Source organism: Microbacterium sp. K27, from assembly GCF_004794435.1.
In the GTDB taxonomy this organism is placed as follows: domain Bacteria; phylum Actinomycetota; class Actinomycetes; order Actinomycetales; family Microbacteriaceae; genus Microbacterium; species Microbacterium maritypicum_A.
In genome coordinates this window covers 123,481-138,179 of record NZ_SSDK01000035.1, presented here as the reverse complement: position 1 = coordinate 138,179, position 14,699 = coordinate 123,481, and the positions used below count along the sequence as shown (strand labels likewise).

Annotated in this window: 12 protein-coding genes; 4 read left to right on the top strand and 8 right to left on the bottom strand. The window is 66.4% G+C overall.

The window, feature by feature from the left end; genetic code table 11:
* Positions 1–32: 32 nt before the first annotated feature.
* The 4 genes from DW307_RS06860 to DW307_RS06845 form a co-directional block, all read right to left on the bottom strand.
* Complete coding sequence (locus DW307_RS06860) at positions 33–455, bottom strand: GNAT family acetyltransferase (protein WP_136024364.1); 423 nt, start codon at positions 453–455, stop codon at positions 33–35.
* A 36-nt stretch (positions 456–491) separates the two neighbouring features.
* Entirely contained in the window at positions 492–1,142 is a 651-nt protein-coding gene (locus DW307_RS06855) for a dihydrofolate reductase family protein (protein ID WP_136024363.1), read from the bottom strand.
* A gap of 99 nt (positions 1,143–1,241) precedes the next feature.
* Positions 1,242–2,297, bottom strand: a complete 1,056-nt coding sequence (locus tag DW307_RS06850; RefSeq protein ID WP_136024362.1) for an LLM class flavin-dependent oxidoreductase — start codon at positions 2,295–2,297, stop codon at positions 1,242–1,244.
* A gap of 28 nt (positions 2,298–2,325) precedes the next feature.
* On the bottom strand, positions 2,326–3,834 hold the full coding sequence (locus tag DW307_RS06845) for a DUF7059 domain-containing protein (RefSeq protein WP_205810416.1): 1,509 nt from the start codon (positions 3,832–3,834) through the stop codon (positions 2,326–2,328).
* A gap of 97 nt (positions 3,835–3,931) precedes the next feature.
* Here DW307_RS06845 and DW307_RS06840 point away from each other — a divergent pair, with 97 nt between their 5' ends.
* From DW307_RS06840 to trxA, 4 genes are all read left to right on the top strand, one after another.
* The gene (locus DW307_RS06840) at positions 3,932–6,160 is read left to right on the top strand and encodes a DUF6049 family protein (protein ID WP_240750539.1); all 2,229 of its coding nucleotides are present in this window, start codon (positions 3,932–3,934) and stop codon (positions 6,158–6,160) included.
* Positions 6,153–7,769 carry a murein biosynthesis integral membrane protein MurJ gene (murJ, locus tag DW307_RS06835; RefSeq protein ID WP_136024360.1) on the top strand — a complete coding sequence of 539 codons (1,617 nt, stop codon included), beginning with the start codon at positions 6,153–6,155 and terminating at the stop codon, positions 7,767–7,769. Before DW307_RS06840 ends, murJ begins: the two co-directional genes overlap by 8 nt.
* Positions 7,770–7,888: 119 nt before the next feature.
* Positions 7,889–8,869 (top strand): thioredoxin-disulfide reductase, encoded by a 981-nt coding sequence (gene trxB, locus DW307_RS06830; protein ID WP_021201396.1) that lies wholly within the window; start codon positions 7,889–7,891, stop codon positions 8,867–8,869.
* A 64-nt stretch (positions 8,870–8,933) separates the two neighbouring features.
* Positions 8,934–9,257, top strand: a complete 324-nt coding sequence (gene trxA / locus DW307_RS06825) for a thioredoxin (RefSeq protein ID WP_021201395.1) — start codon at positions 8,934–8,936, stop codon at positions 9,255–9,257.
* 167 nt (positions 9,258–9,424) lie between these two features.
* On the opposite strand, the gene DW307_RS06820 is transcribed toward trxA, so the two are convergent.
* Genes DW307_RS06820 through DW307_RS06805 form a run of 4 tightly spaced genes read right to left on the bottom strand, consistent with a single transcriptional unit; the run spans position 9,425 to position 13,176 of the window.
* Positions 9,425–9,760, bottom strand: coding sequence for a hypothetical protein (locus DW307_RS06820; RefSeq protein ID WP_021201393.1), 336 nt, complete (start codon positions 9,758–9,760; stop codon positions 9,425–9,427).
* 9 nt (positions 9,761–9,769) lie between these two features.
* On the bottom strand, positions 9,770–11,218 hold the full coding sequence (locus tag DW307_RS06815) for a sugar porter family MFS transporter (protein WP_197024849.1): 1,449 nt from the start codon (positions 11,216–11,218) through the stop codon (positions 9,770–9,772).
* 60 nt (positions 11,219–11,278) lie between these two features.
* Positions 11,279–12,250 carry a ParB/RepB/Spo0J family partition protein gene (locus DW307_RS06810; RefSeq protein WP_021201391.1) on the bottom strand — a complete coding sequence of 324 codons (972 nt, stop codon included), beginning with the start codon at positions 12,248–12,250 and terminating at the stop codon, positions 11,279–11,281.
* Positions 12,250–13,176 carry a ParA family protein gene (locus DW307_RS06805; protein ID WP_021201390.1) on the bottom strand — a complete coding sequence of 309 codons (927 nt, stop codon included), beginning with the start codon at positions 13,174–13,176 and terminating at the stop codon, positions 12,250–12,252. The genes DW307_RS06810 and DW307_RS06805 overlap by 1 nt, the downstream gene beginning before the upstream one ends.
* Positions 13,177–14,699 lie beyond the last annotated feature (1,523 nt).

Sequence of the window (14,699 nt, the reverse complement as noted above, 5' to 3'; positions counted from 1 at the left end):
GTCGGCGCTCAGTGAGCAGAGCCTCCTCCCGACTACACGTCGGCGATGAGCCTCTTGCCCAGGTCGACCGTGTCGTCGATCTCGTAGCCGAGGCGTCGGTAGAACTCGACGACCTGGGCGTTCCCCGTCCGCACCTGCAGGTTCACCTTGGGGCAGCCCAGATCGCGCAGACCGGCCTCGACGTGGGCGACGAGTGCCCTGCCCACCCCGAGCCCTCGTGCGTCGAGATTCGTGGCGAGATAGTTCATCCACCCGCGATGTCCGTCGTAGCCGGCCATGACCGAACCGAGGATCCGCCCTGTCTCGTCCTGCGCCACCACGAAGAGATGCGGTTGCACTGTCGCCTTGCGGGCGATGTCCTGAAGCGGGTCGTTCCACGGTCTCGTGAGACCTGCAGTCTCCCACAGGGCCACGACGGCATCGGTGTCTTCGGGCTGGAACGGTCGGATGCGCACCGGTCCAGCTTTCCAGATCGACCCCGCCTGCCCGGGTCAGCCCTCGCGGGAGAAGGTGACGTGCGTGACACCGGACTCGGCGACCTCCGAGGTCACGCGGTAGCCCGACTCGAACCCGCGCAGGTCGTCCCACAGGCGGATCCCGCTGCCGATCAGGATCGGCGTGATCCCCACATGCAGGTCGTCGACGAGTCCGGCGCGAAGGTACTCGCGCACGGTCGTCGCCCCGCCTCCGACGCGCACGTCGCGTCCATCCGCAGCGGCGACCGCCTTCCGGAGCGCCTCCTCGGGCTCGGCAGACAGGAAGTGGAAGCTCGTGCCGTTGGCGAACTCGATCGACGGACGCGGGGTGTGCGTGAGCACGAACACCGGAGCCTGGAACGGCGGCTCGTCTCCCCACCATCCGCGCCAGTCGGGGTCGTCCGGGTTCGCGTGGAGCCCGAACATCCCGGCCCCCATGATCTCGGCGCCGATGTTCTCGAAGTAGTGCGAGGCGTACTTCTCGTCCACGCCGGTGGTGCCCGCCCCGCTGGTGTCATGGAAGACGCGTTCGTGGAACGTGCGGGTTGCCGTATATGCCGCCGTCAACCGCCCCCAGTCCTCGCCGAACGGGTTCTCGGGAGTCTGATCCGTCGTCGTGGCGAAGCCGTCGAGCGAGATGTTGAGATCGACGCGAACACGGGTCATGACTGCCTCCGGAACTGCACGGGGTGACGACGCGTCCATCGACGCGCCGTCACCCAGCGTCAGCGTTCAGCGACGCCTTGTCAAGGACGAGGGTCTTGATCAGATGGCGTCGCCCTGAACGGGCCCTTCCGTGTTCGGCTTCCATCCGAGTGCGGGTGCCACATGTTTCGCGAACGACTCCAGCACATGCAGGTTGTACTCCGGTCCGAGCTGGTTCGGGATCGTCAGCATCAGGGTGTCGGCGGCCATCACCGCCTCGTCCTGTCGGAGCTGTTCGATCAGCACGTCGGGCTCCGCCGCATAGGTCTTGCCGAACGTGGAACGGAACCCGTCGATGATGCCGATCTGGTCGGCGTTCTCCTCGCTGCGAAGGCCGAAGTAGGCCCGGTCCATGTCGGACACCAGCGGGAACACGCTGCGACTGACCGAGACGCGCGGGGTGCCGGTGTGACCGGCCTCCTTGTACGCCGAGCGGAAGAGGTCGATCTGCTCACGCTGCAACTCGTGGAACGGCTGCCCTGTGGCCTCGGTGACGAGCGTCGAGCTCATCATGTTCAGGCCCTTGCGACCCGTCTCGATCGCGGTGGGACGCGAACCCGATCCCCACCAGACGTGATCGCGAAGCGTCGGCGACTGCGGCTCGATCGCGAGGTAGCGTCCGGCGCCCACCATGCGGGGATCACCGGGGGCGATTCCCTCGCCGTCGATCGCGCGCAGGAACAGGTCGAACTTCTCCCGGGCGATGACGCTCCCGCGCTCGGTGTCCTCCTCATCGACGTAGCCGAAGGTCTCATAGCCGCGCAGAGCCGTCTCGGGTGAACCGCGGCTCACCCCGAGCGCGATGCGTCCGTCGGAGATCAGATCCAGCGCAGCCGCTTCTTCCGCGAACTGGAACGGGTTCTCGTAGCGCATGTCGATCACCCCGGTGCCGACCTCGATGCGCTTCGTGCGCGCGGCCATGGCCGTCAACAGGGGCATCGGCGAAGCCGCCTGACGCGCCCAATGGTGCACACGAACGTATGCGCCGTTCACACCGATCTCGTCTGCGCCCTCGGCGATCGCGATGGTCTGCTTCAGCATGTCCCCCGCGGTGCGGGTCGCTGAGCCGGGCACATCCGCATAGTGCCCGAAGGAGAGGAATCCGAAAGCCTTCATGATCTATTCCAACGCATGGAAACGCCGTCTATTCCCCCGGTACCAGGATGCCGTCGAGCACGAGTGACCGGATGCGGGGCTCGATCTCGGCCCACAGATCCGGGAGCGGAACCTCGAAGAGGTCGGCCAGCGCCGAGACGATCTGCACCACGGTGAGCTCGCCGTCGCACGCGCCCACGAACCCGGCGAGCGCGGGATCCACGTTCACCGTCCGGGCGAAGCCGCCGCCCTGTCGCAGCTCGATGACGCTCGGGTCGTCGTTGGCCGGAAGCAGGTGCCGGGCCTCGGTGACATCGGGTGCCGTCACCAGCGTTGCAGGAAGCCCGTCGGCGAGGGCGTCGTGCGCGGCCAGCCCGGTACCGAGAGCGGCGCCGACGTTGGAGACCGGCTGGGCGATGCGCTCCGTACGGCGAAGCGGAGGCGTCGAGCCTCGCCGCATCAGTACGTACCCGAATCCGACCGACGTCACGCCTCGCGCGGCGAAGTCGTCGAGCCAGGCGGTCAGCAGCGGGGTGAATGCAGGGTCGCGGGGTGTGGTGCCGCCGTCACGGATCCACAACTCCGCGTAGCCGAGCGGCGACAGCTCCTCGCGTTCGATCACCCAGAGGTCGATGTCGCTCGGCACCCACGCGTCGAGACGTGCGAGGCCCGTGATCCCGGCCCGCGACTCCCAATTGCCGAGCAGCTGGGCGATGCCGTGCTGCGTCAGATACGCGGGTGCGCTCCGCACGAACTGCTCGACGAGCGCGTCTCCCACCAGTCCGCCGTCGCGGTATTCGTACGCCGGGACGCCGTCCATCCGGGGGGTGATGACGAACGGCGGGTTGGAGACGATCAGGTCGAAGGCCTCGCCCGCGACGGGCTCGAACATGCTGCCGTGTCGGAACTCGATGTTGGCCACGCCGTTGAGGCGGGCGTTGAGTTCCGCGAAGGCCAGGGCGCGCTCCGAGATGTCGGTCGCGATCACGGTGCCGGCCCGACGGGCGACGAGGAGCGCCTGGATCCCGCACCCGGTCCCCAGATCGAGCGCGCGATCGACCTGGATGGGAACGATCGTCTCGGCGAGAGTGCGCGACGCCCCGCCGACCCCGAGCACGTGGTCGAGAGGAAGAGGGCCGTCGAGCGCGACCTCATCGAGGTCGCTGGCGATCCACCACTCCCCGACGCCGTCGGCGTCTACGAACGACTGTGGACGCAGCAGGACGGTCGGGGTCACGGTATCGGCATCGGCTTTCGCGAGTGCGAGCGCCACGAGCCCGTCCACGCCGAGCTGCGGCAATGCGGCGGCGACCGCCACCCGCGGCTGCGGCATGCCGAGCACCAGGAGGCGTCCCAGGGTCGCCAGCACGCCCCCGTCACCGGCGATCGTGCGCAGGATAGGCTCTCTCATCCCGCGGGCGAGGGCATCGTCGGCCTCCTCGCCCCACAGTCGGCGAAGGGGCGCGGAACGCAGGTCGGCGGCGTCGAGATCAGAAGCGAGTGCGGCGACGAGAAGCGGGTCGGTGTGGGGTGCGGGGGTGTCGGACACGGCCGTCACTCTACGCGTCTTCAGGGTTCTCCTTCCCCAGGCCTCCTAGAATCAGGGGGTCAGTACTCACGATCAGCCCTTTTCCGGGCGTTCGAGGAAGACCTTCATGACCGCGATCACCCCCGAGCACGGCTTCCGTGCGCGCCTGCGAAGGCTCGCAGGCGGGACCGCTGTACTCGCGATCGCTTTGGGCGCCTACACGGTCGCCCTCCCGAGCACCGCCATCGCCGCCGGCGGATCCTCCTCAGACGACGAGCAGAGCATCGGGTTCCACGTCTCCGCGGGTCTGCGGGGGCTCGTCGCCCCCGGTTCCGCGACCACGGCGATGGTTACGCTGCAGAACGACACGGATTCGAAGCTCTCCGGCGGTCAGGTGCAGGTGGAGCTCAGCAAGACTCCCCTGACGGATGAGGCTTCGGTCACGAGCTGGCTCGACGAGGGTGAGGCTCCTGGCGACTTCGCGACGATCGGTTCCGAGACGACGGCGCCACTCGAGGCCGACACGTCGGCCACGGCGACGGTCTTCGTGCCCGCCGACACCCTCTCCGATCTCACCCCTGGTGTGTACCCGCTGCGCGCAGAGCTCACCGGCGCGAAGACGGCGAGCGCCACCGACGATCGCGCGACAGCCGTCGCGGCCACCGCCACGAGCGTGCTGGTCGTGGCGGACTCTCAGACGACGCAGGTCGGTGTCCTGGTCCCGGTCACCGCGACGCCGGAGGGTGGGGCGCTGCTCAGTTCCGACGAACTCGCCGCGCTCACCGCGCCGGACGGTGCTCTCACCGCTCAGCTCGACGGTGTCGCAGGAACCACCGCGGTGCTCGCGATCGACCCGTCGATCCTCACGGCCATCCGCGTGCTCGGCTCCTCAGCGCCGCGGTCGGCCCAGGACTGGCTCACCCGTCTCGAAGCTCTGCCCAACGCACGGTTCGCACTGCAGTTCGGTGATGCGGATGCCACCGCTCAGGCACAGGCGGGGCTACCCGCACTCCTGCAGCCGACGACGCTGGCTCCGTTCCTCGATCCCGCGAACTTCCCGCAGGCACCTGCCAGCGTCTCCCCGACGGACGGACCGAGCGCGACGCCGGGCCCGTCCCCCAGCCCGACCAACACGCCGCAGCTTCCTGACGACCAGGAGCTCACGGCCGTCGAGGGTGCCCTTCCTCGAATCCTGTGGCCGGACGACGACCTCGGACCCGACGACCTCTCCTCGTTCACGCGCTACCTCGGCGAGGGCACGACCACGGTCGTCTCCTCGGCAGCGCTCGGCGGACAGAGTGCGGCGCACGCCACGCTCGGCGGAAACGACCTCCTGGTCACAGACACGGGCCTGTCCGAGTCCTTGTCCGAGGTCGCGGCCGAAGCGGACCCGCTCGATCGCCAGCGCCTCCTCGCCGAGGCCGCTGCTCTGCTCCTGCTCGCCGAGGATCGCGTCGCCGGTGCCCCCCTGCTCGTCGGACTCGACCGCGACGAGAATCGCGACGCCGACGCGTTGCGCGACGCGATCTCGGCCGCCGATTCGATCGGATTCGAGCTGTCCGCGCTCCGCGCGACACCGCCGGTTCCGGCCGCCCTCACCTCCCAGGCCGATCCCGCTCGCGCCACCGCGGTCAACGAGCTCCTCGCCGATGAGGGCACTCTCACCGCCTTCTCCTCGATCCTCACCGACCCCCAGGTGCTGCTGAGCCCCGAGCGCATCAGGATCCTCCGCACGCTGACCGTCGGATCGTCGGCGAAGTCCTTCGCCGACGGTGTCGAGAAGCACCGGAAGCGCACCACGGAGACGCTCGCGGCCGTGAGCATCCCGCCGTCCAGCACCATCCAGCTGCTCACGGCCAACGCCGACCTGCCGATCGCCGTGCGCAACGACCTTCCGTGGCCGGTGACGGTGCAGCTGTTCGTCTCACCGACCGACCCGCGCCTCGAAGTCACCCCGATGACCGAGACCGTCGTCGAGGCGAACTCGACGAAGCGCGTCAAGGTCCCGGTGTCGGCACGCGTCGGCAGCGGTGAGGTCGACCTGCGGCTCAGCCTCTACAGCCCCACCGGCGTGCAGATCCAGGGTCAGCAGGAGATCCGAGTCGCCGTTCGCGCCGAGTGGGAGACCATCGGTCTGGTCATCTTCGGAGGTCTCGCCGTCCTCCTGATCACCCTCGGTGTGATCCGGACGGTCCGCCGCAAGCGCCACGAGGCTGCTGAGGACGCCGAGGCGGAGGCCGAGCTCGAGAAACTCGACGAGGTGGCCGCGGAAGACGAGGTGGCCGCGGAGGCCGAATCCGATGCTCCTGCACCGACGACCGGAGACAAGACCGTCGACGGGAGACAGATTGAGTAGTCTCGGCCGCGCGAGCGCCGTCATCGGCGCCGGCACCCTCGTCTCTCGACTGACCGGCCTGCTCCGCAGCATCGTGCTCGTCGGCGTCCTCGGCTCGGTCGCATCCCAAGCAGCAGACGCGTTCACCTATGCGAACCAGTTGCCGAACAGCGTCTTCTCCCTCATCTCGGTCGGAATCCTCACCGCCGTCATCGTCCCGCAGATCGTGAAGGCGACAGCGGATGCCGACGGCGGCAACGCGTTCATCTCGAAGCTCTTCACCCTCGGCACCGTGGTGCTCGTGGTGGTGACGGGGATCGCGACCGCCGCGGCGCCCTGGCTCGTCCACCTGGTCGCCGGCAAGGCGAACGAGGCCACTCTCGCGCTCGCGACGGCACTCGCATACTGGTGTCTTCCCCAGATCCTCCTCTACGGCCTCTACGCGATGCTCGGCGAGGCTCTCAACGCGCGGAAGATCTTCGGTCCGTTCACCTGGGCGCCCGTCGTCAACAACATCGTGTCGATCGCCGGTTTCCTCGCGCTCGGTGCCCTGTTCGGGCCGGTGTCCACGAAGGCCGCCGACTGGACGCCGCAGATGATCACGCTGCTGGGTGGCACGGCCACTCTCGGCATCGCACTCCAGGCCGTCGTCCTGCTTCTCTTCTGGCGCCGCACGGGGCTCGCATTGAAACCGGACTTCCGCTGGCGGGGTGTCGGACTCGGGAATGTCGGACGGCTGGCGGGCTGGACCTTCCTCATGGCGTTCGCGAGTCTCTCCGCCGGAGTCCTCCAGGGCTACATCGTCAGCGAGGTCGCCGGTTTCGGTGCTTCCGCCACCGTGACGGCGAATGCCTGGCTCATCTTCATGCTCCCGTACTCGGTGATCGTGCTCTCGATCGGCACTCCCTACTTCACCCAGATCAGCGGTCACGCCGCCGCCGGCCGCGACGATGAAGTCCGTGCCGACATCGCGCAGAGCATCCGCACACTGCTCTTCTTCATCGTCGCGGCAACAGCAGCCGTCGCGGCCGCAGCCATCCCTGCTTCTCGGGTGTTCACCGCCTCCGCCGACGACGCCCAGGCAGCCGCCCTGGTGCTGCTCGCCTATCTCGTCGGGCTCATCCCGCTCACGGTCCTGTTCATCGTGCAGCGCACGTTCTACGCGTACGACGACACGCGCACCCCGTTCTGGTTCACGATCTTCCAGTGCGTGCTCATCGTGGTGACGGCGCTCATCGCGCTGGGCATGCGCGAAGCGGGAATCATCCCCCTCACATCCCTCGCCGCGGCGGTCGCGCTCGGTCAGTCCATCGCGAGCGTCCTGCAGACGATCGTCGCCACGTGGCTGCTGCATCGCAAGATCGGCGGCCTGCAGATCCGTTCCTGGATGTCCGCCATCGTTCGCTTCGCGATCGCCGGCGTCCCCGCGGGTCTCGCTGGCTGGGGAGCGTTCGCCCTGCTGGGAGGAACCGCAGGCTGGACGATGGATGACAAGATCCAGGGCGCCCTCGGCACCGCGATCATCGGGCTCGTCGTGGTGATCGTCTACATCGCCATCCTCGCCGTCATGCGCGCCCCTGAGCTCAAGGCCGGCAGCGCCCTCATCCGTCGCTTCCTGCCCGGTCGCTGATCCCACCCCAAAGGCTTCTCCCAGCGCAGCGGCGCAGACTGTGCGGGGAATGCCTCGCGGTTACCATGGGTTGAAGCATTCGAAGGTCATTCGACTGCAGTTTCTAAGACGGAGAGCACATGCGTCAGGTCATCATCATCGGCTCCGGCCCCGCCGGATTCACGGCTGCCATCTACGCGGCCAGGGCGAACCTCAAGCCGCTGCTCATCGCGAGCTCCGTCGAGGTCGGCGGCGAGCTGATGAACACCACCGAGGTCGAGAACTACCCGGGCTTCCCCGAAGGCATCCAGGGCCCCGAACTCATGGCCAAGTTCCAGGAGCAGGCGGAGAAGTTCGGCACCGAGGTCGTCTACGACGACGTCACCGAGCTGCAGCTCGACGGTCCCGTCAAGAAGGTCATCCTTGGCAGCGGTGCGGAGCACGAGACGCAGTCCCTGATCTACGCGACCGGTTCCGCCTACCGCAAGCTCGGCATCGAAGGTGAAGAGCGCCTCTCGGGCTACGGCGTCTCCTGGTGTGCCACGTGCGACGGGTTCTTCTTCCGCGAGAAGACGATCGCGGTCGTCGGAGGCGGCGATTCCGCGATGGAAGAGGCCACGTTCCTCACCCGCTTCGCCGACAAGGTCTACGTCATCCACCGCAAGGACACCCTGCGAGCGTCGAAGATCATGCAGGAGCGCGCCTTCGCGAACGAGAAGATCGAGTTCGTGTGGAACAGTGAGGTCGCCGAAGTGCTCGGTGGCGACTCCGTGACCGGCGTGCAGCTGCGCTCGACCGTCGACGGCACCCTCAGCGACCTCCCGCTCGACGGACTCTTCATCGCGATCGGCAACGACCCGCGCACGCACCTCGTGCATGACAAGCTCGAGCTGACGTCGGAGGGCACCATCTGGGTCGACGGCCGTTCGTCGAAGACCTCGGTTCCCGGAGTCTTCGCTGCCGGCGACGTCATCGACCCCACCTATCGTCAGGCCATCACGGCTGCCGGCACGGGGACGGTCGCCGCTCTCGACGCGGAGCACTTCCTCGCAGACTTCGAAGACGCCTCCGTCGAGGTCCCGGCGGCCGAGGCCGCTGAGATCCTCACCGCCTCGGCATAGCCCGGGAACACTTTCCCCTCGTCGGCTGTTGTAGCAGACGAACCTCGAATCAAGGAGAACTCTGATGAGTGCAAAGGCTACGAGCCAGGCGACCTGGGAGCAGGACGTTCTGCAGGCCGACGGTCCGGTGCTGGTGGACTTCTGGGCTGAGTGGTGCGGTCCGTGTCGTATGGTCGCGCCGGTTCTGGACGAGATCCAGGCCGACAACCCCGACAAGATCACCATCCTCAAGCTCAACGTCGACGAGAACCCCGAGCTGGCGATGAAGTATCAGATCACGTCGATCCCGGCGATGAAGGTCTTCCACGGTGGTGAGGTCAAGACGACCATCATCGGCGCCAAGCCCAAGTTCGCGCTCGAGAAGGACCTTGCCGCATTCATCGGCTGATCCTCTGACAAGAAGGGGCCGTACCTCCCGGAGAGGTACGGCCCCTTCTTCGTCTCCGCGTCGCATCGCGGCCGCGACGCCGTTCGTCTCAGTGCTTGTCGTGCATCGCGACATCCTCGAAGACCGCTGCCCAGCTCGGATCGTGGGGAACGAGAACCACGCCCACCTCAGGAGGCGTCGGCGACGGTCGGATCCCAGCGGCGGTGCCGCTGCTTCTCGTCCAGCAGGCCCCAGACGGCCGATGTCAGCTCCGGGTACTCCAGGGCGATCTGCCGGAGCACGCGATAGTGTCGGGCCGCATTGGGACGCACACCGTCGTTCGCATTGATGTTGTCCGCGCGCAACAGGTAGACGACGAGCTCATCGACGCTGGGGAGCTCTTCCATGAACTCCCAGGGATCCTCTCCCCCGAGAAGGCGCTCCTGGATGAGAACCGCGAGTTCGTCCGCCGCTTCGGCACGCAGCACTTCCAGGCTGGCGCGACGCTGTACGGACTCGGTCATACTTCCAGCCTACGTCGGCTGCGGGCCCCTCCGGCGCTCCACCTTCATGTTCTCGGTCATTTCTTCGAGCTCCCTGCCCTTGGTCTCCGGCACCTTGAAGAACACGAAGAAGAACGACAGGAGCGCGAAGAACGCGTAGAACCCGTAGGCGAACGTGAGGCCGATCTCAGCGAACGCCGGGAACGTCGTGGAGATGAAGAAGTTCGCGACCCACTGCGCTGCAGCCGCGACGGCGAGAGCACCGGCTCTGATCGAGTTCGGGAAGATCTCGCCCAGCAGCACCCACACCAACGGACCCCAGCTCGCGCCGAAGAACACGACGAAACCGTTCGCGCAGATCAGGGCGATGGTGGCCCACGGGTCGGGAAGCGTCGCCGTCCCCTGCGCGTCCAGCGTGCCGAACGAGAATGCCACCGCCATGAGGCCCAGCGTCACGGTCATCCCGACGGAACCCACCAGCAGCATGATCCGGCGACCGATCTTATCCACCAGCAGAATCGCCACGATCGTGACGACGATGTTCGTGACCGAGGTGATGACGGAGGTGAGCAGAGCGCTGGATTCGTCGAAGCCCACCGACTGCCAGAGGGTCGTCGAGTAGTAGAAGATCACGTTGATGCCGACGAACTGCTGGAACACCGACAGTAGGATGCCGATCCAGACGATCGGCTTCAGGCCGAGACGGTTGCCGCGCAGGTCACGCAGCGACTCCGAGCGCTCCGTGTCGATGGTTCCGGTGATCTCGTCGATCTTCCCCTGCACGTCGACGGTCCCGGTGACGGTCTCGAGAACGTCGGCAGCTCTCTTCAGCTCACCCTTGCGCACCAGATATCGCGGAGATTCCGGCAGCCGAAGCGACATGAGCCCGTAGACCAGGGCAGGGATCGCGGCCACCATGAACATCCAGCGCCACGCGGTGAGACCCCACAGCGGCTGGTCCGCGGCACCGGCGATACCGGCGAGCAGTGCGTCGGAGAGCAGTGCCGCGAAGATACCGGTGACGATGGCGAGCTGCTGCAGGGAGCCGAGGCGCCCGCGGATGGCAGCCGGCGATACCTCGGCGATGTAGGCCGGTGCGATCACCGAGGCCGCACCGACGCCGAGGCCCCCGATGACTCGCCAGATGATGAGATCGACGACGCTGAAGGCGAGACCGGAACCGATGGCGGAGATGAAGAACATCGCGGCGGCGACGACCATGACCGGGATGCGGCCGTATTTGTTGGAGACCGGACCCGCGAACCAGGCACCGACGGCGCAGCCGATGAGGGCCGAGGACACGGCGAAGCCCTTCAGGGCAGTCCCGAGATCGAACCCCGAGACGTCGCCCGCCAGCGCGTCGACGGCACCGTTGATCACGGCGGTGTCGAATCCGAAGAGGAAACCACCCAACGCGGCCGCGATACTGACGGCGATCACGCGGCGCTTGATGGCTGCTGGACCGGCTGTTCTCGACATGACATCCCCCTCGTCGTCACGATGACGCGAGTCTAGGCTAGCGCTGCTCCTGTCGGGAGATCACTTCGACGAGCCGTAGCCGCCCTCTCCCAGTTCTTCGAGAATGCGGTTGAGATCCTGGATCGAAGCGAAGTCGATCGTGACCTGGCCTTTTCGTGCACCTAGAGCGATCTTCACCCGGGTGTTCAACCGGTCACCGAGCTTGCCGGCGACCTCATCGAGGTACGCACGTCGTGCACCGGGAGTCGGCTTCACGGACTTGCCGGCGCTGGGCTGCGACTTGGCCGCTTCCTCCGTGGCGCGCACCGAGAGGTCTTCGTTCACGACCTTGTCCGCGAGGCGCTGCATGGACTCGGGATTGTCGAGGCTGAGGATCGCGCGTGCGTGGCCCGCGGTCAGGACTCCCGCCGCCACCCGCTGCTGCACCGGCACCGGCAGTTTCAGCAGACGGATCGTGTTGCTGATCTGCGGACGAGAGCGTCCGATACGAGTGGCCAGCTCTTCCTGGGTGATCCCGAAGTCTTCGAGCAGCTGCTGATAGGCCGAGGCCTCTTCCAGCGGGTTCAGCTCGGAGCGGTGAAGGTTCTCGAGCAGCGCGTCCCGCAGGAGATCTTCGTCGGCGGTGTCGCGGACGATCGCGGGGATGACGTCGAGACCTGCCTCGCGAGCGGCACGAGTGCGCCGCTCGCCCATGATGAGCTCGTACTGTCCCTCGGTGTTCTTGCGAACCACGACGGGCTGCAGCACACCGAACTCACGCACGCTGTGCACCAGTTCTGCCAGATCTTCGGGGTTGAAGTGTGTTCGAGGCTGGCGGGGGTTGGCGACGATCGTGTTCGGGTCGACCTGGATCAGGTGGATGCCGGGGACGATCTCGAGATCGGGTGCGTCGGCTTCCACCTCCGGCGCGGTCTCCGCGTTCGCCTGTCGCAGGCTCGCACCAGGGAAGAACACGTCGACGGGACGTTCCGACTGATCAGCTGTGGGGATGAGGGCGCCGATACCCCGACCCAGCCCAGTGCGCTTCGCCATCATTTCTCCTTGCTCTGCGTCGCTGTGCGCGACGCGATTTCAACAGCGGCCTCACGGTACGCGATCGCGCCGGCGGACTGACCGTCGTATGCGATCACGGTCTGACCGAAGCTGGGGGCCTCCGATACCCGGACGGAACGCGGGATGACCGTCTCGAGTACCTGCTCCGGGAAGTGCGTACGCACCTCTTCGGCGACCTGCTGCGCCAGGCGCGTACGACCATCGAACATCGTGAGCAGGATCGTGGAGAGGTGAAGGACCGGATTCAGGTGCTTCTGGATCATCTGAATGCTCCCGAGCAGTTGACTCAATCCCTCGAGGGCGTAGTACTCGCACTGGATCGGGATGAAGACCTCGGTGGCGGCCGTGAAGGCGTTGATCGTGAGCAGCCCCAGCGAAGGGGGGCAGTCGATGATGACGAAATCCATGGGGTGGTCGGCCAGGTACGCCTCGAGCGCGCGACGCAGGCGATGCTCTCGGGCGACCTGTGCAACGAGTTCGATCTCTGCACCCGCGAGATGGATGGTGCTCGGCGCACAGAAGAGGTTCGAATCCTCGGGGCTCTCCTGCACGATGTCCGCCAGTGGGAGCTCATCGATCAGTACGTCGTAGACGCTGGGAATCTCAGCGCTGTGCGGCACACCCAAGGCCGTGGACGCATTGCCTTGGGGGTCGAGGTCGATGACCAGAACCTTCGCCCCCATTCCCGCCAGGGCGGAGGCGATGTTCACGGCAGTAGTGGTCTTACCCACACCGCCCTTCTGATTCGACACCGTCAGCACACGGGTTTCCCCGGTGAACTCCACGGTGGTGGCCTCGAGTGCGCGCCGACGCGCGGAGAGGTCAGCGAGTTCCCGCGCGAGCGGCGTATCCATCCCGAACGATCCGTTCGATGACGTCTTCTCGGACTGTTTCACGTGAAACATCCACTCCTTTCGGGGCCGCGTTCCACTCTAATCGCTGGGACTGCCCTTCGATGACGGAGCGTACGCCGTGGGCCCTTCGAGGGTACGTAGCGGGCGGAAAGGGATCCGAGATCTCAGGAGGTCTGAGGACCCCTTTTGGCGGTCGAGGCCGTTGTTTCACGTGAAACGGGGGTCGTTCGCGAGGCGCGTGCACCCTTGGAGGCGCTTCCTGCCCGGCAGAACGACAGCGGGGCACAGCCTGGGTATGTCAGTTTTGGGGCGCCATGGGCTTTCGTGCCGAGCCGCGTCTCCTGAAATGTGCTCCCTAGCCCGTGCACCCCAACCGAAGCGCACTCCCTGAACTACATTCCCTTGACCGCACCCCCTAGCCGCAATACCTGAGCCGCACTCTCCTAGCCGCGCTGACCGAGCTACGCGCCTGAACCGAAGGTTTACAAGGCCGTGCGCAGAGCGGCGTTCTTCCTCACATCAACTCGTCCGTACTGCACTCACGGAGAAAGCCGCTTGCGCTGGAGCGCGGGACTCGGCGCACCGCGCGAGCCCCGCTGCTGCCGATCAGCCTCGTAAGGACCTACCTCGAGATGACCGCCCGCGGCGCAACCACGGTACCTCGAGCCGTTTCACGTGAAACATGAGTGAAGAAGGGCTGCACGGACGAGATCGGACACCAATACCAGCGCAGTGATTCCTGGAGGAAGTGCATCCACACCTGACCATGCGCTGGGAGGACAACCACGCGAATCCCCGCGCCCCGGAGTGCGAAGCGGCGATCAGATCGCGCTCCGCCGCGAAGACCACTCTCCACAGGTAGTCACAGTTCTGCAGGGAGTCGCAGTTCTACAGCGACTTCCCCTCACAGGAGAGGCAGCAGTCCGCAACACCGGCAACGGGACCTCAACCGGTGATCGGTGGCCGAGAGTCAAGTGCACATGGAAGGAACGCACATAGATGGGGTGCACATGGAAGACGTCGCCCCCTGGAGGGAGATGTCTCACAAACACGAGAGAGCGGCCCCCTCCCCCACCCCACTACCACGCCTCTCCGTGCCGATGCATGCGCGGTTCTCCGCGGCAGAACCGTTTTCACGCGCGATAGCCGACGAACAGGCGGCAACGTTTGACGTGAAGCACCCTTCCAAAGCCATCGAGAACCGTGACCGTGGCATATGGGCATCCACGAAGGTGGGGTCGACATAGTGCTCGCTCCGTCAAGGGGGACTCGGTGGAGCTTGAGCCGTCGATCTCGCGCCTGGACGCGACGTCAGCGTTTCACGTGAAACCAGGCAGCAAGCGTGTTCGGCATGACCGGGTCCCCGCCGGCAGCAACCCTGCGCACAACATTTCTTGGTGCGCATCTGCCGCACCCACACCCACACCCACAAGCCATCACGCTGGCAGCCCGCGACAACTCCACCGACGACAATCCGAGATGGCTATTCCCACAACGTAGTCATTGCGCCCATTCGAGCACCTAGAGACACAGGACCACTACGAGAGGCTGCGCCATGAGGTGCGTCTATCCAC

Excerpts from the sequence above, each read along its gene's own strand:
- DW307_RS06855 (WP_136024363.1), bottom strand. The coding sequence starts at position 1,142 with ATGACCCGTGTTCGCGTCGATCTCAACATCTCGCTCGACGGCTTCGCC.
- DW307_RS06805 (WP_021201390.1), bottom strand. The coding sequence starts at position 13,176 with ATGTTTCACGTGAAACAGTCCGAGAAGACGTCATCGAACGGATCGTTC.
- DW307_RS06840 (WP_240750539.1), top strand. The coding sequence starts at position 3,932 with ATGACCGCGATCACCCCCGAGCACGGCTTCCGTGCGCGCCTGCGAAGG.
- DW307_RS06815 (WP_197024849.1), bottom strand. The coding sequence starts at position 11,218 with ATGTCGAGAACAGCCGGTCCAGCAGCCATCAAGCGCCGCGTGATCGCC.
- trxB (WP_021201396.1), top strand. The coding sequence starts at position 7,889 with ATGCGTCAGGTCATCATCATCGGCTCCGGCCCCGCCGGATTCACGGCT.
- DW307_RS06820 (WP_021201393.1), bottom strand. The coding sequence starts at position 9,760 with ATGACCGAGTCCGTACAGCGTCGCGCCAGCCTGGAAGTGCTGCGTGCC.
- DW307_RS06810 (WP_021201391.1), bottom strand. The coding sequence starts at position 12,250 with ATGGCGAAGCGCACTGGGCTGGGTCGGGGTATCGGCGCCCTCATCCCC.
- DW307_RS06850 (WP_136024362.1), bottom strand. The coding sequence starts at position 2,297 with ATGAAGGCTTTCGGATTCCTCTCCTTCGGGCACTATGCGGATGTGCCC.
- trxA (WP_021201395.1), top strand. The coding sequence starts at position 8,934 with ATGAGTGCAAAGGCTACGAGCCAGGCGACCTGGGAGCAGGACGTTCTG.